Genomic DNA, 21,136 nt, shown 5'->3' on the forward strand with positions numbered 1-21,136 from the left:
CAGTCGATGTCGTACGACACCAACGCCGTCGCACCTTGCGCACGCACTCACCCCTCCACAGCCTGGAGGCGCGGCTCGTTCTCCACAGATCGGCCTCCGTCCGCTCGGCACCAGCGCCCGGCGATCCATCGTTGCTGCATGCACGAACGCGTCCTCACCATCCCGCTGATCCGCACGGGCGACTACCCGAGCGCCGAACGCCGCTCCTTGCAACGCCGCGTGCGCCGCGGCGACCTCGCAGCGATCCGCCCGGGGGTCCTGGTCGAGCCGGCGCACCTCGAGGGGTTGCACCCCGAACACCGCCACCTCCTGCTCGTCCGTGCGACCGCCCCCTCGATCCGACCGCCGATCGTGATCTCACATCGATCAGCCGCCGCCGTCCACGGACTCCCGTTCGTCGGGACACCGCCTGCGAAAGTCGAGGTCAGTGATCCGCGTCGCGATCGGACGGGGACGTCCGCCTTCCTCCACGTCCACGCGAGCGGGCTCCCGGACGAGATCGGCGACCGCTGGTCCGGACTCCCGCCGACGAGGACGATCGACCTGTGTGGGGCGACGACCACATCACTCGTGCAGACCCTCGTCGACGTCGCGGCCGCCGCGCCCCTCCTCGACGTCGTGCCGATGATCGACGCAGCGCTGCACCACCGCCGTCTGCTCCCGGACATGCTCGCGACCGAGCTCGAAACCCGGTGGCGGAAGGGGCACGCGAAGGCGGCGCTGGCGATCGGGATGGGGTCGGCGCTGTCGGAGTCACCGGCGGAGTCGGTGTGCCGCGTCCGCTTCCGGCAGGTCGGCGCTCCCGAGCCCGAGCAGCAGCACGTGTTCGCCCGGCACGGCGAGCGGACCGCGATCGTCGACTTCTGGTTCCCCGCGCAGGGTGTCGTGGTCGAGGTCGACGGCAGATCGAAGTACTCGGACGACCCCGACCGATCGACCGCCGAGGCCCACTGGCAGGAAAAACGGCGCGAGGACTACATCCGCTCCTTCCCCGAGGTCCGCTTCGTCGTCCGCCTCAGCTGGTCGGACCTGATGGACCCCGAACGCGTCCGGACGGTACTCGTGCGCGCGGGTGTGCCGTGCCGATGAGCCGCATCGGCCGCGGCAGCCGGGGGACGCGATCCGACGCCGCTCCCATCCGCGCGGCGTACCGTCGTCCTCATGGCCCGACAGCAGAAGGACCAGGCGATCGTGCCCTTGCCGGTCTCCGACGTCACGTCCCGATCCGACGATCCCAGCGCACGGGTGCCCGTGTCGGAGCAGCCCGCTGGGTGGGTGAAGATGCTCGACCGCGTGCTCAGCGTCCAGCGCCCGGTCGTGGTCGCGCACGTCCGGAGCCTCCGTCGACGGCACCCCGACTCCACTCCCGTGGAGATCATCCAGATCCTCGAACGCCAGTACCTGACGGCGGTGACCGGCGGCGGAGCCGCAGTCGGCGCCAGCGCCGTGATCCCGGGCGTCGGCATGGCCGCGGCGCTGGGGCTGAGCGGCGTGGAGACTCTCGGCTTCCTCGAGACGACGGCGCTCTTCGCACAGTCCGTCACCGAGGTGCACGGCATCGCGCTCGAGGACCCGGAGCGCGCCCGCATGCTCGTGATGGCGATGATCCTCGGTACCCCGGGCACGCAGCTCATCAACCAGCTCGCCGGCCAGATCGCGGGCGGTCAGGTGCGCACGGCCTTCTGGGGCGAGATGGTGACCTCGTCGTTGCCGAAGCAGGTGGTGACGGGCATCGGCGGCCAGGTCCGCGACCAGTTCATCAAGCGCTTCGCCGCTCGTCAGGGCACGACGATCGTCGGTCGGGCCCTCCCGTTCGGCATCGGTGCCGCCGTGGGCGGTCTCGGCAACCACGCGCTCGGCCGCAAGGTGATCCAGGCGTCCCGCACGGGCTTCGGGATGCCGCCGGCGCAGTTCCCGATCGTGCTCGAGCCCAAGGACGCCAAGGACCCGAAGCAGCCGAAGCAGCCGAAGGCCGTCAAGTCGGCGAAGGCCCCGAAGGAGCGCCGTGCGCTCACCCGTCGCAAGGGTCGCGAGGACCTCTGGGCCGACACCCCGGACCGCTCCGGCGAGAGCAGCTGACGGCCCGCCAGCGACCAGACGGACCGCGAGCGAGCCTGCGGACCGCCACCGTGACGGACTGGAGGCGGGGGGCCAGCTGGCACCGCGCCTCCAGTCCGACGGCCACTCGCGACCAACGCGTCAGCGACGCACCGGCGTCGTCACCACCTGCCCGGCATGGGCGAAGCCCCCACCGAACCCGAACAGCAGCGCCGGCACACCCTCGGGCAGATCGCCCCGTGCCCACGCCTTCGACAACCCCAGGGGGACGCTCGCAGCCGAGGTGTTGCCGGACTCGACCACGTCCCGCACGACGAACTTCGACTCGCCTCCGAGGGCCGTGACGAGCGGCTCGATGATCCGCAGGTTCGCCTGGTGGAACGCGAACACCTCGATGTCGTCGAGCGTGAGCCCCGCGGCCTCCACGACGGCACGGGCGTGCCCCTCCGCCTCGGTGATGGCCCAGCGGTAGATCGAGCGACCCTCCTGGTTGAAGTGGCCCGGATCACCCTCGACCCGTACGGCGTCGAGCAGGTGCGGCACGCTCCCCCACGAGATCGGCCCGATCTCCGGCGTCTCGGAGACCCCGACCACGGCCGCGCCCGCACCGTCCCCGACCAGGACGCAGGTCGAGCGGTCGGTCCAGTCGGCGATGCTCGACAGGACCTCCGACCCGATCACGAGCGCGACGTCGGCAGACCCCATCCGGACGGACTGGTCCGCGAGCCCCAGGGCGTACTCGAAACCGGAGCACGCGGTGTTGATGTCGATCGGCGCCGTGCGAGCGGAGAGCCCGAGCGCCGCGGCGACCCGACCGGCCGTGTACGGGGCGCGGTCCTGGTGGGTGGTGGAAGCGACGATGACGAGACCGACCTCAGACGGGTCGACACCGGCGTCGGCCAGGGCGTTGCGGCCGGCCTCGATCGCCATCGACGTGACGGTGTCGTCCGGTCCGGCGATGTGCCGGGTCTCGATGCCGGTGCGGGTGCGGATCCACTCGTCGTTCGTGTCGACCATCGTCGACAGCTCGTCGTTGGTGAGGACCTTGGCGGGTTGGTGGTGGCCGAACCCGAGGATCCGGCTGCCACGGAGTGCTGGGGTGTTCATCCTCCGCACGCTACTCCGCCTCGCGACGCGGTCATGCGCGGCGCGGCATACGTCACTTCCGAGCGGCAGCCGTGGCCCGGTCGTTCGCCTTCCCGATCGCCTCGACCAGTTCGCCCTTGTTCATCCTCGACCGGCCGCTGACGTCGAGGCGCTTCGCGATCTCCATCAGGTGCGCCTTCGAGGCGTTCGCGTCGACGCCGCCCGCGGTCTTCCCCGAAGAACGCGAACCCGACGAACCCGACCCCGACGAACCCGAACCCGACGACCGCGAACCCGACCCCGCAGCCCCGGCGTCGGACGGCCGGGAGGACTCCTTCTCCTCCCAGTGGTCACCGACCTTCTCGTACTCGTGCTTCACAGCGGCGAACGCAGTCCGGTGCGCCCGCTCGCCCGGCCCGTACGACTCGTTCGCCGAGTCGAGCGCCTTCTCGAAGATCTCCTGCGCGTGCTCCGGCGACCGCTGCAGGGTGCTCGGGATCTCGTCCTTCGCTGGCATGGCTGGCTCCTCTCGAGTGACGCATCCTGACTACTCCCCCCGCCCCGACCGGTACTCACAGGGCCTGGTTCCCCCAGCGCGTCACGAGTAGACCGAAGCCATGGACTACACACACCTCGGACGGACAGGGCTGTCGGTCTCTCGCGCAGTGCTCGGCACGATGAACTTCGGACCGGAGACCAGCGAGGACGACTCGCACGCGATCATGGACCGGGCGCACGAGCTCGGCGTGAACTTCTTCGACACCGCCAACGGCTACGGCGGCTCGGTGGGCAAGGGTGCCACCGAGGAGATCATCGGCCGCTGGTTCGCCAAGGGCGGCGGCCGTCGCGAGAAGACGGTCCTCGCGACGAAGGTCTACGGCGACATGATCGACTGGCCGAACGGCGGCAAACTCAGCGCGTTCAACATCCGCCAGGCCCTCGACGCCAGCCTGCAGCGCCTGCAGACGGACCACATCGACCTGTACCAGTTCCACCACGTCGACCGTGCGACCCCGTGGGACGAGATCTGGCAGGCCATCGACGTCGCCGTGCAGCAGGGCAAGGTGCTCTACGTCGGTTCGTCGAACTTCGCCGGCTGGCACATCGCCCAGGCGCAGGAGGCCGCGAAGCGCCGCCACACGCTCGGCCTCGTCAGTGAGCAGTCGATCTACAACCTCGTCGTCCGCGACATCGAGCGCGAGGTCTTGCCCGCCGCCCGCGAGTACGGACTCGGCGTGATCCCGTGGTCCCCCCTGCAGGGTGGGCTCCTCGGTGGCGTGATCGAGAAGACCGAGAACGGCTCGCGTCGCCTCTCGGGCCGCAGCGCCGAGTACGTCGACTCGCACCGTGACCAGCTCACCGCGTACGAGTCCTTCGCGAAGGAGCTCGGCCCCACTCCCGGCGAGCTCGCCCTCGCGTGGCTGCTGCACCAGCCCGGCGTCACCGCGCCGATCACCGGCCCGCGCACGATGGAGCAGTGGGAGTCCGCGGTCCGCGCCGTCGACATCCGCCTCGACCAGCGTGCGCTGGACCGGCTCGACGAGATCTTCCCGGGGCACAAGACCTCGCCGGAGGACTACGCCTGGTGACGTCGCCGACGGAACCAACGGGTCGCTGACGCGACCATCTGCCTGGAGGCGCGGTGCGGGTCGGACCCGCACCGCGCCTCCAGTGCGTGGTCACGTCCAGAACGCGACCAACGTCGCGATCAGAGGCGCGCGATCTCGTCGTCCTGCAGGCCGATCGCCCGCAGGTAGGCGTCGACCGAACCCCAGCGACGCTCGACGTGGTCGATGACCGTGGTCATGATCTCCGGAACGCACCGTTGCGCGATCGCGGTGGCCTCGGGGTCGGCGCTCGCCGCGCGTTCCCGTGCGAAGCGGTCGACGAGCCGCTCGGCGCTCATGGCGTAGTCCTCGCCGATCGCGTCGATGTCGGCTGCCCAGTGCCGTGCGAGCAGCGCGCTGACGATCCCGGTGCGGTCCTTCCCGGCCGAGCAGCAGACCAGCACGTCACCGTCGGTGGCAGCGACGGCGCGGAGTGCTTCGGCGATCCCGGTGCGGTGCCGGTCGAGCCAGTCGATGTACTGGTCCTCGAGGGTGATCGCCTCGGCGGCCGACTCGAGCCCCGACGACGGATCGAACATCGGGACACCTCGGTAGCCAGGCGATGCCGCGAGCGGATGCGGCACGGCGGCGGTCTCGTCGACCCGGCGGAGGTCGATCACCGCGGCGAGACCGGGCGGGTAGGCGTCCGGCCCCACCGGTTCGGTGTTCGCCCGGTACACGGTGCGGGGGTGGTCGGCCTGGAGGGCGGTACCGCCGACGGGGCGGAGGTTGGTGAGGATGCTCGTCGTCGAGGTCATGCTTCCACTCTGCCGGGAACGAGCCGTCTGCGAGGATCGAACCATGAGTGAACACACCGAACTCATCGTCGCCCTCGACATCGCCGAGCGTGATCAGCGACGAATGGCCGCCGACGTGAACGATTGGCTCCGCGCGTCCGGCTGGAGCGTCCGATCGGCGTCCGCAAACGGGCCGGATACCCTCGGTGCGCACGCGGACTCGTTCCGTGAGTCGACGTGGAGCAGCGCACCGTCAGGCGCGATCCTCTGCTCCGTCGAGGACTCGATGTGGGACGCGGTCAGCGACATGGAAGGTCCGCGCTGCTGGCAGTGCGACAGCGAAATCGCCGACGAGGACATCTCGCACCTCGGCGACTGGATGTCCGGCCCAGAACCGGTGTTCACGTGCGGCCAGTGTGGAGCAGTTGCCCTCGCCGGCGACATGAACGTGGCGAGCAGTGTCGTGTTCGGGAACCCAGGAATCACGATCCAGTGTTTCGGGTACGACGGCATTGCCCTCGCGCGGCGGCTGCTGACCGAGGTCCGTGGATCATTCGCGAACCGATGGGCTTACGTGCACCGCCAACGGTGACCTCATCTCGGAACTGGCGTGGCCCTGTCGTCCCGGCGCTCACGCGGAGGGCGGTAGCGCTCCTCGCCGCCCCCGTGACCGTCCGAGCGCCGTGATGGCAACGTTCAGCTCAATGCCTGAGAACGTCGCGAGTACGAAGGGGAGGTCGTGTTCGGAACTCGGTCGAGTCCGAGTGCTCACCATTCAGTCGAAGACCTTTGGAACCGCGCCGTCGGCGAGCTCCTCTACTCGCTTGCCGACTTCGCGCAACAACGCCCGACCTGACCCAGAACCAAGGCGGTAGTTCGCGTTCATCCGACGAAGAAATGCGTCTACCTCCCGGTCCCCGGCGCCGTCAGCCTCCAGCGAAACGAACTCCTTCGACATGCCAGCAAGCTCTTCGCGGCTGAACCCGTCGATGTAGAAGTCGACGTAGTCGGCAACGGACGAGTAGTCATCCCACCAGTATTGGTAGAGGTTCTCCAGGAAGCCCCCGAGGAGAGGAATAGCCTCGGAGTAGTTTTCGTACCCGATCTCGGTCAATCCAGTCATGTCACCCTCCGAGACGTGTCGGGTACGCGGTCCGGACCACAAAACCGCCTGGACTGTTCTTGTCCCACAACAACTGCATCCACATCTGCTCCTCGTCTGTGAAGACCCAATCCCTGAACCGCCGTCCGATCACCTGATCGAACGTCCCGTTGATGGTGACGATCTTGGGCTTGGGCTTGGGCTTGGGCTCCATGTTCAACCAGTTCGAGATCTCGTCGGCTCGGCTCTCCAGGGTGCGGCCGATCAATCGGTTGAGATCGTCCCCAGGGAGACGGAATCCGTCCCGTCGGGCTCGGCGTTCACACCCGAAGCTCAGCCGTCCGCTGATCAGGATGCCGACTGCGCGTTGAGGAGTTCTTGCCTGGCAAGAGCTACGAGCGGACGCATCAGGGCCTCGACATTGACCCGGACGACCTCGTCATCGTCGAGCGCCGCGCTCGTTGGCTCCGCTGCATCCGCAGTCGACCCCGGTCGGAACTCGATCAGTCCGCCCTCGGACGCCTCACGACAGAGGCGCGAGACCTGCCCGACATACGTCGAGCCGACGAGTTCGCTGGAGACGACCTCAGCAACTTGATCTGCTTCCACTGCAACACCGTCGTCATCGCTACCAGCCTGGATGGCGTCGCGGATCATGTCTCGAACGATCATCCAGTTCTCGCTGCTCGCGAGCGGCGCGAGCACTGGCTGCCAAGCATCCACGAAACAAAGCGGATTGGCTGCGAGGCGCTGGACGAGCCACTCCGGCGTGGTCGTGGCATCCCGCGGGTACTGCTTGAGATCTTCGCGAAGCTGCGTGGTCTCGACGCGCTCAGATTGCAGGATGCTGCCATCGAGGTCGACCTGGACCGGCCACTGCGGCTCAGTTTCCCAGTCGAAATCGAACCGATAGGCTCCGGAGCTCTCGACCTGGAGTCGCCCCGTGAACCAAGCGCCGTGGTCCGCTTCAGACATGAAGGCTCGAAGATCGTTCCAGGCTTGCCACTCCGCCAGGTCGGCGGGAGGGCCGAAAGTCATCCCGCTCGTGGTGAGCACCGCGCGCTGCAGTCGCGACGAGACACCAAGGTTCACAAAGACTGAAGTCGCGCGCGACCACCCTCTCGGCATGCGGTCGAAGGTCAAGATCGCAAGGCGATTCTGCAAGCCGTGCAGATCTTCCACTGAGTTCGACCTTTCAGTCCTCAGGCGCACGGTCGGCAACCTTGATGCCCTCTGCCTCCCAGAGCACCTGGAGGGACTTTGCGAGGTCAACGAATGCTTCGAAACTCGGATCCGACGTGCTCTGGGTCACCGGCTCGCCGAATTCCTCGGAAGAAAAGTCCACTGAGACCGAGTTCGGTGCCACCCGTCGCGTTTGATGTGTGGCACCGGCACGCACGCGGATGGCCGCATAGGTGCCGTCAACCACTGGCGAGAGCAACAAGAAGCTGACCCCCCGAGCCGGATCCGGCTCACCGTCGACACGCAGCACGCTCGATCGCACGAGTTCGGGCGCTCCGCTGTCCCTGTAGTCGACCGAGCCGACCTCGCTGCTCACCTTCCAAGCTCCCTCGAACTCCGGGAACGCTCGGACGAACCGATCGCGACTCTGCGATGCGAGATCCGCGATCTCGTCAGCGGACTGCTGCCGCGCCGCCCACTGCACTTTCATCTGCCAACCCGAAACGTCGATGACGCTGCTCACCATCCTGCAAACCCATCCGGTAGAGGCCGGCATTCCACGACCAGTACATCGTAGTCGGCGGCGAGTCGAGCGAACTGTGCTGCTCACCACCGAACGGAACTGAATCAGTCATTGATCTTCCTTCATGAAATCGGGTAGTCGCCCGTCGTGTCCATGAAGACTCGTTGACCGGCCTCGACGCGGAAGCCGTCGAGCGCGGTCTATCGGCCGTGTTCGGTGCGGATGACCAGCTCGGGGACCATGCCGTCACCAGCTTGTTGGATACCCGTAAAGTACTGCTGCTCGGCCTTCCCGGCATTGTTGCGCTTCACCAGTTCCCACGTCGCGGTGGCGTGGTCAGACTGCAGTTCGCCGTGTCCGGTGACCGGCTGGTCCCCCGGGAGCGAACGCAAGCAGTTGTTGTTACCGCGGCCGAAACGGATGTCGCTAGACCGACGGTCGGAACACGTGAGTTACGACTGCGTTCGCGAATTCCTTGAGGAACGCTCGCCCGCCCAACCCGGTGTGGGTCATCGGGTCGACGCTGGCGTTCAGCTTGAGGATGAGAGCCGACACGGCCGCATCGTCCATGTCGGTACTGAGTACTGAGTCGGTCTCTGCTCGTACATCAGTTGCGGACTGCACAGAAAATCCTTCAAGAGCATCATCGAATGCTTCAGAAGCATCACGATAGTCCATCTCCCAGGTTGGGTAGAAGATTGCAGGGAGAAGAGACGAAAGCGCAGGAAAGGTCCGACGAAGTTCTACTGTACCCAGATCGTCGATGCCAGGCATCTATCACACCTGCGGAGGCGTTGGAAATGCGGTCTTGGTGAAGAAGCCCTGCGGTGCAGAGGTGTCGCGTCTGAGGATCACTGTGACCCTGCGGCTATCCACGACTTCATGGAGGTAGTACCGACCAATCGGGTACCGGAACGTCGCGTTGAACGCTCTAACCTTGTCGGGTCCCGCCAACCACCCGTCCACGGAGCCCTTGTTCGCATCGAGCGTCTCACCGAGAACTCTATTGAGATCGTCGACAGTCAGCCGGAACGCGCCGTGACCGTTCTTCGGCATTGGGTCTTTACCCATGATCGATGAAGCATCACAGCGGGTTGTACCCGGGGAGCTCGGAACCGTACGGCGTCGCTACGAAGCCCGGACCGAGCAAGTCAGCGGGGACTGCGACTCCACGTGCTTCGTGGAGCGAACCGGCGGTCTCGGAACCTCTTGCGAAGACGCTCCGCCGTGGCATGCGCGTCATCGGGCGCGATGTCGGGCGCGAGGATCTGCTGCCGGTCTTCAGTCACGATCCACCCCCGGTGAGCGATCCCCATCGACGCCGGGCAAACGCACCACGCTGCGCTCGAACCCGACCAGCCCCTCGAGCGCGTCGCGGAATTGGGCGATCTGCGGTGATAGCTGCGGATACTCAATCAGTGCCTGGCCCGCGTTGACAGAAGGGTCGATTCCACTCCACACGTGATCTTGAGTGGTTCCCTCGCTCGGAATCACCGACACGATGGATCGAAGCCGGCCCGCATCGACTTGGTTCAAGACGTCCTGGAGGAGGCCATCAGCAACCTCATCGTCATCCAGCAGGTCGAGTTCATCGTCGAGGATCGCTTCACGTAGAAGCCGCTTCACGCCTTCAGCGATGACCATCCAGTCGGAATTCTCCTGCATCTTCAGCATCGCGCTCGGCCACACGGCGTCTCGGAATTCCGGAGCCGGCAGGGACTGCAATTCCTCGAGCCATCGCGGCGTCATCTCCGGAATTCGCGGGTACCGAAGGAGATCAGCAAGCAACGCGGAGCGCTCGATGTCTCGGCCCTGCTGAACTGCCCCGCCCGTACCCACACTGCTCGGCCAGACAGGGCGCTCATCCCACTCGAAATCCATGCTGTACCGACCGTCGCTCGACACCTTCAAGTGACCCGTCAACCATGCTCCACGGTCGGCACCGGCCATGACGCCGCGAAGCCGCGACCAAGCACCGTAGAGCTCGATTGCGGGCGTGGGACGCTGCACAGACTGACCGTCAAAAGTCGAAAGAATGCCGTTGAGCTGCTGGGTGTTCGCGACCTCGACGAAAACGTCATGACAGGTCGCCCAACCTTCACCAAGCGTTCGCATCGTCAGCGCAGCTACTTCATTCTGCGCAGCGAGTTCAGCTTCCATCGATCCCAAGAATCGGCCTCCGTGTCGAAAAACTTAAGAAGTCGTTGCTATCGATGCCTCGATGAATGCCGCTAAGCCGACGGCCGAAACACGTGAGTTACGACTGCGTTCGCGAATTCCTTGAGGAACACCCGCCCACCCAACCGTGTTCGGATCTTCTCGCAGCATCTCGGAGATGCAGTTCTCCGCCCTCCAGACTGCTCCCAGATTGACACTTCGCCGTGTTCCGGAGTGGTCTTCACTCCGTACGGTGAACCGCCATGGCCGGCCGACAGCAGGCGCCCGCCATGGCCTTCGGCAAGTCGGTCCGGACCGCCAGCCAGCCGCTGCTCATCAGCGTCGCGCACGCTGAGCGGATAGTGGCGATCGATCATCGCTTCACAACGACCTGGGCGGTACCGTCTAATTCAGCCGAACTCGATGCGGAGATCCGAGGCATCCCAGATATCTTTGATCCTCATGCCAAGGTCTCGGAACCGTTCGTCCGCGGGTATCGGCAGATCGATTTCTACCGCCTCACCGAAGCGGCGAGCACGAAAGTCTACGACGAACTCGTTCGGTTTGTTGATGATGGTCTGGAACGTCGCACCAGCCGTTACCGATGCATGCAGCATTGACCCACCCGGAATCGCTGAAGCCAATGAAAGCGTGAATCCCCGCGCCGGTTCCGCAACGCCGTCGACTTTGTACGGCGACGAAGCGACGAGTCCCGACCATGACCTCTCATCTGCACTATCGATGTTCCGATCGTGGAACGTCCACATTCCATCGAACACAGGCAGCGCAACTTTGATCGCGGCGGAAGTCTCAACCAGACGAGCAGCGACCACGTCCGCAGACTCGGGCCTTGCATCCCAGTCTGCCACGAGGTACCAGTCGGTGACATTGGTCTGCACGCTTACCATCCCTTGAAATCGCGAGGCATCTCGATGTATTCTACCGATACATTCCTCAGTCGTCGAATCGCGTGGGCGAATTCTGCTGCGATATCCGGATCCCGAGTGAATACCCATCGCAACTGCACGTTTGGGTCCTCAAGCGCGTTAAGTTTGGCCATGGCCGACTTGGCCCATCCCTCGATCATCTCTGCCTTCCGGGCCGGCGACAGGCTTTGCAACCAGCCGTAGTTGCCCTTCACCTCGGTGACAGCCGGGGGCCCATCGACAATGCTGAAGTCATCGAGCTTCAACGGGTGAGTCGGATGTACTTGATTCGGCACCTCGTACTCCGGGATCCGCCCGTCGGGCAGCGATTTGATCCCCTACATCCCGGTCGAGGTTCGCATGATCGACGGCATCGTCGAGAAGTGCGGCAAAGCGCTCGTCCGTCACAATGCAGTCAGGCTCACCGCCTCCGAGTTGATCGATGGCCTCGATTTGCCGACGTGTCTGCTTGACAGTGCTCAGGATCTCGCCGCGGTCCTTGACAGCAAGTTTCTCAGGCGACCAATTCCTGATGTCGTACCAGAAGGAGTGGTCCCGGAGCTCTCCTCAAGACTTCACGACGTTCGCGATCTCCTGGTCCGCGAGCTGGTCGATGAGCGACAGCAGCACGACGACGTTGCGATGGAAAGCTTGGTCGTTGCTGATCGCGTCCCGCGACGGGCCACCCTCGTCCGAATTCAGCTGCGCCGGCTCGTCGACCACACCAGCTGCCGCTGCATCTCGGAGTAAGCGCATCATCTGACTCACCCGTGTCGATGCCAGCAGCTCACTGTAAACCGCTTCGGTGATCACATCACGTTCCAGTACGGCATCTCGATCATCGCCGAGCAGCTGGATCGTGTCACGGACCATTTCCCGGACGATCGACCAGTTCGGGCTGCTCCCGAGCGGCTCGAGTCGGGCGTCCCACCTGTCGGAGAAGTGCAGCGGAGATGCGCCGAGACGCTCGACGAGCCATGGTGGTGTCGTAGCCGCCGGCCGCGGATGCATCACCATGTCTTCTCGCAATTCCGAGTTCTCCACCGGCAATGAGTCCACGAGCTGTCCATCGATGTCGATCAGCAGTGGCCATCGGGGCTCGTCGTCCCAGGAGAACTCGAACTGGTAAGCACCACTTGAATCGAGGCGCAGGCGCCCTGTGAACCAGGCACCCTGTTCTGGCTCGGCCATGACTTCGCGCAGACGACTCCACGCCTCGAATTCCGCGAGGTCAGCGGGAGGGGTGTGAATGACTGCAACACCAGTGTCGACGGCCCGCTCGATCCGCGCAGTCACGCCGAGACTGACGAAGACACTCGTCGAACGCTGCCACCCTGATCCCAGCCGGTCGAACGTGAGGATCGCGAGCGCATTCTGTTGGTCGATGACGTCAGATACAGAACTCAATCGGCGAGGCCTCCGGCCCTTGTTGCCGCCTCATGCGAGACGTGGTTCGTGACGCGGACTTGTTGCAGGTGCTCGACACCGTCCCGTCCCCAGTGGATCAAGAATATCGACCCACGATCAGCGCGACCAACATACTGTATCTCGCGGCTCAGGTACACCGAGGTGTTCGGATCTTCCCGCAGCATCTTGGAGATGGAGTTCTCCACCCTCCGGACTGCTCCCAGATTGACACTTCGGCCGTGTTCCGGGGTGAGATTCACTCCGTACGGTGAACCGCCATGGCCGGCCGACAGCAGGTGCCCGCCATGGTCTTCGGCGAGTCGGTCCGGACCGCCAGCCAGCCGCTGCTCATCAGCGTCCCGCACGCGCTCGCTGAGCGGGTAGTTGCGGTCGATCATCGCTTCGAAACGACTCGGGCGGCCGTACTCGTCCGTGATGTAGACAGCGCGTCGGTCCGTCAACTCGTAGCGGGTGTTCGGTTCGAGGTTCGCACGCTTGAGCGCCGGATCGTCGAAGGCCAGGCGCTTGACGGGTTGATCGGGGTCGACCGGCAGACGGTGCCAGCCGGCCCCGTCCCGCCCCGGACGATCGGTTCCGAGCGGTCCGACATCGGTCGAGGTGTGCCCGTGCGATGCTTGCCCGAGCGGTTCCGGGTCCACTCCGTGTCCATTGGTGCCATCCACCCGATCCGCCACCGAGTGCAACCAGTGCCCACCCGACCCCGGGTTCCCCACCTCGATGTGCGGGCGCCCGACCCCAACGCCGAACCCGTCCGGCGTCGCCATGGCGTGCTCGACGCTGACCTTCACGGTGGGGATCTTGTCCCCGAGCCCCCGGAGCGCATCCGCGAACCCGCCACGCCCCCGCGCCAGCAGGTCCGAGACCCCCGACAACGCCTTGCCCGGCAGGCTCGACAGCGCATCCCCGACGCGCACGATCGTGGTACCGGCAGCCGCGACCTTGGACCCGATGAGCGCGAGCTTGCTGCCGTCCGCCCCGAGCACCGCGAGCCGCGACCCGAGCGCCGCGACCTTCGCCCCGGCGCCGACCTCGCCCGCGCCGGGGATGAACAGCGTGCCGATGTTGAACGCGGCACCACCGGCGGCGTGGGCCGGGTCGTCCCGCCAGTCCTCCGGCGACCCGACGAAGCCCTCGACGAGGGTCTTCTGCTGGTCCATGATGCTGCGGGCGGTGTCCCCGACGACGTCCGGCAGGACGCCCTTCGGCAGCGCTGCGGCGATGAGGAGCGGCGGGCTGCCCATCAGGACGATCAGCCCGAGGGACTCCGCGAAGCCCTTCCAGGACTGCGCCGCCCAGTCGCCGTCACCCCACTCGCCGGTCTGCGAGTTGTACCCGATCAGCCCGCCGAGTCCCTCGACGGTGCCCTTCGCGGCGTCGTAGACGCCGGAGTCGAACGATTCTTGGCACGACTGGTCGCCCCGCCCGGTGCTCCCCCACGGCATCGGTTCGTTCGCCTTGACCGCTGCCGTGTAGTCGACCGCCTGCACCGGCGCGAGGCACATGTCGGTGCGGAGCCCGTTGATCGCGTTGACGCACTCGGCGGAGGCGGCGGAGAGCTTCGTCTCCTGCGCGGCGACCTTGGTGAGCAGCTCGTTGTTCTCGTCGACGTACGGCGTGTACTGGTCCCACGGCAGGTGCACGTCGTCGAGCACCTGGCCGAAGTTCTCGACGAGCCCGACGATGCCCTGGTTGGCCGGGTGCTCCGGGTCCCACGGGCCGACCGTCTTGCCCTTGAGCGCCTTCTCGACGAACGTCGCGGCCTCGGCCTTCAGCTCGACGAGCCGTTTCGCGATGGGCGCGACGGCGGTCGCGTAGTCGCCGATGAACGTCGACGCCTTCTGCAGGGTCGCGGCGAGCGAAGCGGTGTCGGTCTCGACGCCGTCCATGACCGCGAGCAGGTCGGCCGAGTCCGGCGTCGTGTAGCTGCTACCGAGCTTCGCCCATGCGGTCTTCACCTCGCCGCCGCGCGTCTCGACGTCGGTGGCCGACGTCGAGAACGCCGTGCCGGCGGTCTCGACCTGCGCGGCGTCGATGTTCGCGCCGGGGATCGCGTCCGGGTCGATCAGGCCGTCGGCGCGGCACTGGCCGCTCACTGGTCACCGTCCAGGTCGAAGGCCGAGAAATCGCCGGTACTGGAGGCACGGATCGCGTTGGTCTGCGCCGTCGCGGCCATCTCCTCGTCACCGTGGTAGTAGGCCAGGGTCGCGCTGGCAGCACCGGCCAGACCGGCCGTGATGTGGTTGCCCACGCGCTGTAGGAGGGCCGAGTGGCTCTCGATGAGCGCGGCGACGGCACCGGCGACCGCCTGGTCGTCCCCGACCGCGGTCGTGAGCGTGGCGTGCGCGTCGGCGAGACCGTCGAACGCGGTCGACAGGTTCGTCGCCGCGGTCTCGGTGTCGGTGAGCGTCGTCTGCACGCCCGCGGGCTCGATCTGCCAGCCGTTCCCCATGGCTCCCCCTGGTGGTCGTCCCGTTCGGTCAGTGTGATCGCGTGGTCACTGCGCGGCTCGGGACTCCGCCGTTCCCCCGGCGGCGTCCGCGATGCTGCGCACGATCCGCTCGGCCGTCCCCCGGAACGGGGGTTGCGCGGCCGCGTGGACCTCGGTCCACCATAGCCGATCACCCGCCACCGACAACGGCCGGCCGAGCAACCGTTCGGCATCGGTGGCACTGTCGAGCCGGCGGGACTGGAAGAGCGTGAGGAGCACCGCCCCACCGTCCGACACGAGCTGCAGCGCATCGCCCGCCCAGAGCTGGCGGATGCCGATCGCCGGGTCGACCGCGGCCGCACCGGTGAGCACGGCTGCAGCGTCCACGTGGTCGGCGCTGAGGATCGTCCACTCGGCGCTCATCGTTCCGCCCCGAATCCCAGCAGCTCGACGGCACGGGGGCCGAGCGCGGTGCCGAGCTCGGCCAGCCGCCGCCAGCGAGCCTCCACCTCGGCGCCCCCGGTCAGCCCTGCGGTCGGCGGCGCGAAGTCGAGCAGCAGCGACGGCACGCGCGGCGGACCGACCGTGGATGCACCCACCGGCAACGTACCGACGTCGACGCCGAGGTCCCGCACGGCGGCGGCCCCGACGACCGCTCCGAGGGGGACGGGCATGCCGCGCTGCCGAGCGGCGAGGGTCGCATCCGGGTGCCCGCCTGACCGCCACGCCGTCGCGAGCAGCACTCGCTGTCGACGAGCGAGGTCGGCCAGGACGTCGACGACCGGACCGTCCACCGGAGGCGAGTCGTTCCCGGGGACCGGCACCGTGCCTCCCGGCCGTGGCAGTGCCAACCGTGTCTCCTCGGTGACGCCCGTCGCGGACCGTTCGATGCGGAGCTGCACCGCGGCGAACCCGCCGCCGACCGGGGCGACGGCGACGAGCCGGGTCGGACGGGGCGCGCGGCCGCGGGCGAAGTCGGTGACGGCACCGACGCTCCAGGCGAGCGTGGCCGGCTCGACCGTGCCCCAGGCGGTCGGCGCGCTGCCGGCGAGTCCCTCGAGCAGGAGCTCCGCGGTGCGACCGATGCCGGCCTGCTCGGTGGCGGGGTGGTGGACGGACACGATCAGCTCGACCCAGGGGACCTCGTCGGCGCCGAGCCGGGTGGTGCGCGGCGAGGCCTGCGGGGCGAGCATCGCGGTCGCGACGTCGTCGACGACCTCGGCGGAACCGGCGGCGCGGTAGCGGTCGCCCTCGCGGACGACCCACGCGCTGCTCGTGCGCCGGAGCATCGCGAGCATCGCCGGGGTGAGGCGGCTCGTGGGCGGGGTGAGCAGCACGAAGGCGAGGTCGGCGGCCCGTGTCTCGAGGACCAGGCCCATGCGGGCGGAGGAGAACGACACGATCGCGGCGTCGGTCTCCGAGACGACGAAGCCGGGCCCGACGGCGTCGACGAGCGGGTGCGCGAGGGTGACGTCGTCCACGCCGGAACCCTACCGGGCACCGGCCGCCCGGCGGACGCGGACTCAGCACGACAGCGTCGTTGTCGCACGACCGCGGTCTCGTCGTTGCTTGCGCGCGCGGACCTCTGCGGACGTGAACGAGCGACTCTTCCGATGTCGCACGACGTCGGTGATGTCGTTCCGAGTCCGCCCCACACCCCGAGTCCGCCCCACACCCCGCCAACGCGTCCGACGGAACCCTCCCGGCACGACGACGGGCCCCGCGCTGCTGTCTGCGCGGGGCCCGTCGGACGGGTGGTGCTGGTGCTAGCGGACGGAGACCGGGGTCTCGTCGCGGTCCTCGTACAGGACGTAGCCCTCTTCACCGTGGACGGCGGTGTCGATGCCGGCGACCTCGTCCTCGGTCTTGACGCGGAAGCCCATCGTCTTCTCGATGATCATGCCGATGATGAACGCGAGGACGAACGAGTAGGCGCCGACCGCACCGGCAGCAGCGGCCTGCTTGCCGAGCTGGGCGAACGAACCGGAGTAGATCAGGCCGGTGTCGTTGGCGAAGAAGCCGAGGTACAGCGTGCCGACGATGCCGCCGACTAGGTGCACGCCGACGACGTCGAGCGAGTCGTCGAAGCCGAGGCGGTACTTCCAGTCGATCGCGAAGCAGCAGATGATGCCCGCGATGAAGCCGAGCAGGATGCCCCAGCCCGGGGTCAGGGTGGCGCAGGCCGGGGTGATCGCGACGAGGCCGGTGACGGCACCCGAGGCGGCACCGATCGAGGTGGCCTTGCCGTCCTTGAGCTTCTCGACGAGCAGCCACCCGAGGATCGCGGCGGCCGGGGCGGCGAGCGTGTTCACCCAGGCGATCGCGGCGATGCCGTCAGCAGCACCCTCGGACCCGGCGTTGAAGCCGAACCAGCCGAACCAGAGGATCGCGGCACCGAGCAGGACGAAGGGCGGGTTGTGCGGCTTGTGCGCACCCTTCGCGAAGCCGACGCGCTTGCCGAGGACGATCGCCAGGGCGAGACCCGCTGCACCGGCGTTGATGTGCACCGCGGTGCCACCGGCGAAGTCGATGACGCCCCACGTGGCGGCCCAACCCGAAGTCAGGTTGAAGACCCACGAGGCGACCGGGAAGTAGACGACGGTGACCCAGATGCCCGCGAAGACCATCCAGGCGCCGAACTTGGCGCGGTCGGCGATGGCGCCGGAGATGAGCGCGACCGTGATGATCGCGAAGGTGGCCTGGAAGCCGACGAACGCCATCGAGGGGTACGCGGCGTTGATCGTGGAGGCCTTGGCCTCCTCGAACGCCTGGCCGAGGCCGATCTGGTTCCAGTCGATGCTGAAGAAGCCGACGACACCGGAGACCGCCGTGCCGTCACCGTGGTTGGCGAAGGCGATCGCGTAGCCGTAGAGCACCCAGAGGACGCTCACCAGGGCGATCGCCCCGAAGGACATCATCATCATGCTGATGACGGACTTGGCCTTCACCAGACCGCCGTAGAAGAAGGCCAGGCCGGGTGTCATGAACAACACCAGCGCCGCCATGACCAACACGAACGTCGTGTTGCCCTGATCAAGCATCTGTTCACCTCTCGATTGCACCAACGGCTCTTGGACCGCTTCGGGTGTGACGAGTCTGGCGACGTGAGGTTTCACGAGGGAGCACGAAGTGTTTCGCGGGTGTAACGCGAGGGCGCTCCGTGTAAACGTCGTGTTTCGTACCCCGGTCAGTCCCCTGAACGAGGGGCGTGCAGACGATCAGGCACGGGACAGCGCGACGACGCGGCTGGCGGCGCGGAGGTACTTCTTCCGGTACCCGCCGCCCAGCATCGACTCCGGGTAGACCTGGTCCAGCGGGGTGCCGGACGCCACGATCCTGACCTGGGCGTCGTACAGCCGGTCGACGAGCGCCACCCAGCGGAGCGCGTCGGTCTGGTCGGTGAACGCCTGCACGTCGGTCAGTCCCACGGCGTCGAGCCCTTCGACCATCGCGACGTACTTCGAGGGGTGCACGGAGCCGAGGTGCTCGACCACGGTGCGGAAGTCGTCGAGCGTGACGGTGCCCGACGGCAGCGAACCCGGCACGTCGGACACCACCCGGGCCGACTCGTCGACCGCGCGGCGGCGGTAGTCGAGGCCGTCGATGCGCAGGGTGTCGAACCGGTCGGACATCGCCTGGATCTCGCGGAGGAAGTCCTGCGCGGCGAAGCGTCCCTCGCCGAGGGCCCCCGGCGGGGTGTTCGACGTCGCGGCGAAGCGGGTGCCGGACTCGGACAGCTCCTTGATGAGCCGGGTCATCACCATCGTGTCGCCCGGGTCGTCGAGTTCGAACTCGTCGATGCAGACGAGCGCGGTGCCCCGGAGCAGCTCGACGGTGCCCTGGAAGCCGAGGGCCCCGACGAGCGCCGTGTACTCGATGAAGGTGCCGAACGTCTTCCGGCCGGTGGCGGCGTGGTACGCGGCAGCGAGCAGGTGGGTCTTGCCGACGCCGAAGCCGCCGTCGAGGTAGACGCCGGACGTGGCGGCCGGCTCGCTCGCCTGCTTGCGGCGCCCGAACAGCCCGCGGCGGGGCGCCTCGGTCGGTCCGGCGGCGACGAACGCCTCGACCGCGTCACGCACCGAGGCCTGCGACGGGTAGTCCGGGTCCGGCCGGTACGAGCTGAACGACGCGTCCGCGAACTGGGGCGGCGGGACCAGCGACGCCGCCATCTGCTGCGGGGTGACCTGCGGGTCACGGTCGACGAGACGAGCTGGCTGTGGCAACTGCGAGGCCCTCCGGGAAGCATGTCGTGCGGTGTCACGTTGCAGGAGGCGACGGGACGTCCGCGTACCGTTGCCCAGAGGCACCGACGACCGATCCTAGTCCCGGTGCCGCACCGACGATCCGTCGGAGCACGTCGCCCGCACCCTGGAGGTACCCCACCATGACCGCACCGGTCGACCCGTCCGAGAAGTTCACCGCTTACGCCCACCCCGAGCGCCTCGTCTCCACCGAGTGGCTGCAGGACCAGCTGGACGCCGACACCCCCGACCTGGTCGTGGTCGAGTCCGACGAGGACGTCCTGCTCTACGAGACCGGACACGTCCCCGGTGCCGTGAAGATCGACTGGCACACCGACCTCAACGACCCGGTGCTGCGCGACTACGTCGACGGCGAGGCCTTCGCAGCGTTGCTCGGCAGCAAGGGCATCGGCCGCGAGACCACCGTGGTGATCTACGGCGACAAGAACAACTGGTGGGCCGCGTACACCCTGTGGGTCTTCTCGCTGTTCGGCCACGAGGACGTCCGTCTGCTCGACGGCGGCCGGGCGAAGTGGATCGCCGAGGACCGCGCCATCACCACCGACGCCACGCCGGTCACGCCGGTCGAGTACCCGATCGTGGACCGCATCGACACCGAGATCCGCGCCTACAAGGACGACGTCCTCGCGCACCTCGGCAAGCCCCTCATCGACGTCCGCAGCGCGCCCGAGTACAGCGGCGAGCGGACCACCGCGCCGGACTACCCGGAAGAGGGCGCCCTGCGCGCCGGACACGTCCCCACCGCGGTCAACATCCCCTGGGCGACGGCCGCCGCGCCCGACGGCACCTTCCGGTCCCGCGAGGAGCTCGACGCGATCTACCGCGACGGCGCCGGCATCGGCGACGCCGACGAGGTCATCGCCTACTGCCGCATCGGCGAGCGGTCGAGCCACACCTGGTTCGTCCTGCAGCACCTGCTCGGATACGAGAACGTCCGCAACTACGACGGCTCGTGGACCGAGTGGGGCAGCGCCGTCCGCGTCCCGATCGCCGTCGGCACCGAGCCGGGTACGCTGCCGAACCGATGACCGACGCACTCCCCCAGCCCCTCGCCGAGATCCGCGACGACTTCCTCGAGCTGTCCCAGCAGGACCGGCTGCAGCTCCTCCTCGAGTTCTCGAACGAGCTCCCGGCACTGCCCGAACGACTGCAGGGGCACGAGGACGAACTCGAACGCGTCGAGGAGTGCCAGTCCCCCGTCTTCATCACGGTGACGGTGGGCGACGACGGCGACCCCGACGACGTCGTCCGCATGCACGCGACGGCCCCGCGCGAGGCGCCGACGACCCGGGGCTTCGCGTCGATCCTGGCGCAGGGCCTGTCCGGCCTGACCGTCGAGCAGGTGCTCGCCGTACCGGCCGACTACCCGTTGACGCTCGGACTGTCCGAGGCGGTCAGCCCGCTGCGGATCCGCGGGATGGTCGGCATGCTCGGCCGGGTCCAGCGACAGGTCAAGCTGCAGGCCGCGGTCGCGTAGACGCAACCGCTCGACGGCCTGGAGGCGGGGGGGGCGCGGGGCCCCCCCCCCCCCGCCGGGGGGGGGGGCGGGGGGGGGGGGGGGGGCCCCCCGGGGGGCCCCCCCCCGGAAACCCCGGGGAAGGCCCGCCCGGGCTCGCCCGCGGGAGGCCGCGCCGGGGGGC

Annotated in this window: 26 protein-coding genes; 6 read left to right on the forward strand and 20 right to left on the reverse strand. The window is 67.7% G+C overall.

The features are described 5' to 3' along the window. Positions 1-138 precede the first annotated feature (138 nt). Positions 139-1,089 carry a hypothetical protein gene (locus EDF64_RS14085; protein ID WP_133520604.1) on the forward strand — a complete coding sequence of 317 codons (951 nt, stop codon included), beginning with the start codon at positions 139-141 and terminating at the stop codon, positions 1,087-1,089. Between the two features lie 72 nt (positions 1,090-1,161). Then, positions 1,162-2,079 carry a hypothetical protein gene (locus EDF64_RS14090; protein ID WP_208108914.1) on the forward strand — a complete coding sequence of 306 codons (918 nt, stop codon included), beginning with the start codon at positions 1,162-1,164 and terminating at the stop codon, positions 2,077-2,079. A gap of 120 nt (positions 2,080-2,199) precedes the next feature. Here the strand turns inward: EDF64_RS14090 and EDF64_RS14095 are convergent, their stop codons facing one another. Together EDF64_RS14095 and EDF64_RS14100 are read right to left on the reverse strand one after the other, a co-directional pair. Beyond that, positions 2,200-3,165 (reverse strand): beta-ketoacyl-ACP synthase 3, encoded by a 966-nt coding sequence (locus EDF64_RS14095; RefSeq protein ID WP_133520605.1) that lies wholly within the window; start codon positions 3,163-3,165, stop codon positions 2,200-2,202. 52 nt (positions 3,166-3,217) lie between these two features. Next, a complete protein-coding gene (locus tag EDF64_RS14100) occupies positions 3,218-3,661 on the reverse strand; it encodes a ChaB family protein (protein WP_133520606.1) in 444 nt (147 codons plus the stop codon). Positions 3,662-3,761: 100 nt separating this feature from the next. Between EDF64_RS14100 and EDF64_RS14105 the strand changes: the two genes are divergently transcribed. After that, positions 3,762-4,733 (forward strand): aldo/keto reductase, encoded by a 972-nt coding sequence (locus EDF64_RS14105; protein WP_133520607.1) that lies wholly within the window; start codon positions 3,762-3,764, stop codon positions 4,731-4,733. A gap of 119 nt (positions 4,734-4,852) precedes the next feature. Here the strand turns inward: EDF64_RS14105 and EDF64_RS14110 are convergent, their stop codons facing one another. Further along, positions 4,853-5,509 carry a tyrosine-protein phosphatase gene (locus EDF64_RS14110; RefSeq protein WP_133520608.1) on the reverse strand — a complete coding sequence of 219 codons (657 nt, stop codon included), beginning with the start codon at positions 5,507-5,509 and terminating at the stop codon, positions 4,853-4,855. A gap of 43 nt (positions 5,510-5,552) precedes the next feature. On the opposite strand from EDF64_RS14110, the gene EDF64_RS14115 reads away from it, so the two are divergent. After that, positions 5,553-6,080 (forward strand): hypothetical protein, encoded by a 528-nt coding sequence (locus EDF64_RS14115; protein ID WP_133520609.1) that lies wholly within the window; start codon positions 5,553-5,555, stop codon positions 6,078-6,080. 183 nt (positions 6,081-6,263) lie between these two features. Here the strand turns inward: EDF64_RS14115 and EDF64_RS14120 are convergent, their stop codons facing one another. The 17 genes from EDF64_RS14120 to zapE form a co-directional block, all read right to left on the reverse strand. After that, positions 6,264-6,611: a hypothetical protein gene (locus EDF64_RS14120; protein WP_133520610.1), complete on the reverse strand. Its 348-nt coding sequence runs from the start codon at positions 6,609-6,611 to the stop codon at positions 6,264-6,266. 1 nt (position 6,612) lies between these two features. Continuing rightward, the gene (locus EDF64_RS14125; protein WP_133520611.1) at positions 6,613-6,858 is read right to left on the reverse strand and encodes a hypothetical protein; all 246 of its coding nucleotides are present in this window, start codon (positions 6,856-6,858) and stop codon (positions 6,613-6,615) included. 80 nt (positions 6,859-6,938) lie between these two features. Continuing rightward, entirely contained in the window at positions 6,939-7,772 is an 834-nt protein-coding gene (locus tag EDF64_RS14130) for a hypothetical protein (protein WP_133520612.1), read from the reverse strand. A gap of 13 nt (positions 7,773-7,785) precedes the next feature. Continuing rightward, entirely contained in the window at positions 7,786-8,295 is a 510-nt protein-coding gene (locus tag EDF64_RS14135) for a hypothetical protein (protein WP_133520613.1), read from the reverse strand. Positions 8,296-8,495: 200 nt separating this feature from the next. Further along, on the reverse strand, positions 8,496-8,687 hold the full coding sequence (locus tag EDF64_RS18285) for a hypothetical protein (protein ID WP_166645746.1): 192 nt from the start codon (positions 8,685-8,687) through the stop codon (positions 8,496-8,498). A gap of 34 nt (positions 8,688-8,721) precedes the next feature. Continuing rightward, a complete protein-coding gene (locus EDF64_RS14140; RefSeq protein ID WP_133520614.1) occupies positions 8,722-9,069 on the reverse strand; it encodes a hypothetical protein in 348 nt (115 codons plus the stop codon). A gap of 3 nt (positions 9,070-9,072) precedes the next feature. Beyond that, a complete protein-coding gene (locus tag EDF64_RS14145) occupies positions 9,073-9,351 on the reverse strand; it encodes an RNase A-like domain-containing protein (RefSeq protein WP_133520615.1) in 279 nt (92 codons plus the stop codon). A gap of 225 nt (positions 9,352-9,576) precedes the next feature. Then, positions 9,577-10,455, reverse strand: a complete 879-nt coding sequence (locus EDF64_RS14150) for a hypothetical protein (RefSeq protein ID WP_133520616.1) — start codon at positions 10,453-10,455, stop codon at positions 9,577-9,579. A gap of 407 nt (positions 10,456-10,862) precedes the next feature. Continuing rightward, entirely contained in the window at positions 10,863-11,351 is a 489-nt protein-coding gene (locus EDF64_RS14155) for a hypothetical protein (RefSeq protein WP_133520617.1), read from the reverse strand. Between the two features lie 2 nt (positions 11,352-11,353). Beyond that, complete coding sequence (locus EDF64_RS14160; RefSeq protein ID WP_133520618.1) at positions 11,354-11,644, reverse strand: hypothetical protein; 291 nt, start codon at positions 11,642-11,644, stop codon at positions 11,354-11,356. A 301-nt stretch (positions 11,645-11,945) separates the two neighbouring features. Beyond that, positions 11,946-12,785 carry a hypothetical protein gene (locus EDF64_RS14165; RefSeq protein WP_133520619.1) on the reverse strand — a complete coding sequence of 280 codons (840 nt, stop codon included), beginning with the start codon at positions 12,783-12,785 and terminating at the stop codon, positions 11,946-11,948. After that, positions 12,782-14,899, reverse strand: a complete 2,118-nt coding sequence (locus tag EDF64_RS14170) for a DNA/RNA non-specific endonuclease (RefSeq protein WP_133520620.1) — start codon at positions 14,897-14,899, stop codon at positions 12,782-12,784. The genes EDF64_RS14165 and EDF64_RS14170 overlap by 4 nt, the downstream gene beginning before the upstream one ends. Continuing rightward, positions 14,896-15,255, reverse strand: a complete 360-nt coding sequence (locus tag EDF64_RS14175) for a DUF6507 family protein (protein WP_133520621.1) — start codon at positions 15,253-15,255, stop codon at positions 14,896-14,898. Before EDF64_RS14175 ends, EDF64_RS14170 begins: the two co-directional genes overlap by 4 nt. A gap of 45 nt (positions 15,256-15,300) precedes the next feature. After that, positions 15,301-15,657, reverse strand: a complete 357-nt coding sequence (locus EDF64_RS14180; protein WP_133520622.1) for a hypothetical protein — start codon at positions 15,655-15,657, stop codon at positions 15,301-15,303. Then, entirely contained in the window at positions 15,654-16,715 is a 1,062-nt protein-coding gene (locus EDF64_RS14185) for a DUF6177 family protein (protein ID WP_133520623.1), read from the reverse strand. Before EDF64_RS14185 ends, EDF64_RS14180 begins: the two co-directional genes overlap by 4 nt. A gap of 285 nt (positions 16,716-17,000) precedes the next feature. Beyond that, positions 17,001-18,275 carry an ammonium transporter gene (locus EDF64_RS14190; RefSeq protein WP_133520624.1) on the reverse strand — a complete coding sequence of 425 codons (1,275 nt, stop codon included), beginning with the start codon at positions 18,273-18,275 and terminating at the stop codon, positions 17,001-17,003. 177 nt (positions 18,276-18,452) lie between these two features. Then, complete coding sequence (gene zapE, locus EDF64_RS14195) at positions 18,453-19,403, reverse strand: cell division protein ZapE (RefSeq protein ID WP_133520636.1); 951 nt, start codon at positions 19,401-19,403, stop codon at positions 18,453-18,455. 215 nt (positions 19,404-19,618) lie between these two features. Between zapE and EDF64_RS14200 the strand changes: the two genes are divergently transcribed. Both EDF64_RS14200 and EDF64_RS14205 read left to right on the forward strand, forming a co-directional pair. Then, the gene (locus tag EDF64_RS14200) at positions 19,619-20,524 is read left to right on the forward strand and encodes a sulfurtransferase (RefSeq protein WP_133520625.1); all 906 of its coding nucleotides are present in this window, start codon (positions 19,619-19,621) and stop codon (positions 20,522-20,524) included. Beyond that, positions 20,521-20,973, forward strand: a complete 453-nt coding sequence (locus EDF64_RS14205) for a SufE family protein (RefSeq protein WP_133520626.1) — start codon at positions 20,521-20,523, stop codon at positions 20,971-20,973. Before EDF64_RS14200 ends, EDF64_RS14205 begins: the two co-directional genes overlap by 4 nt. Positions 20,974-21,136: the final 163 nt, after the last annotated feature.

Source organism: Curtobacterium flaccumfaciens, assembly GCF_004361695.1.
GTDB lineage: Bacteria > Actinomycetota > Actinomycetes > Actinomycetales > Microbacteriaceae > Curtobacterium > Curtobacterium flaccumfaciens_B.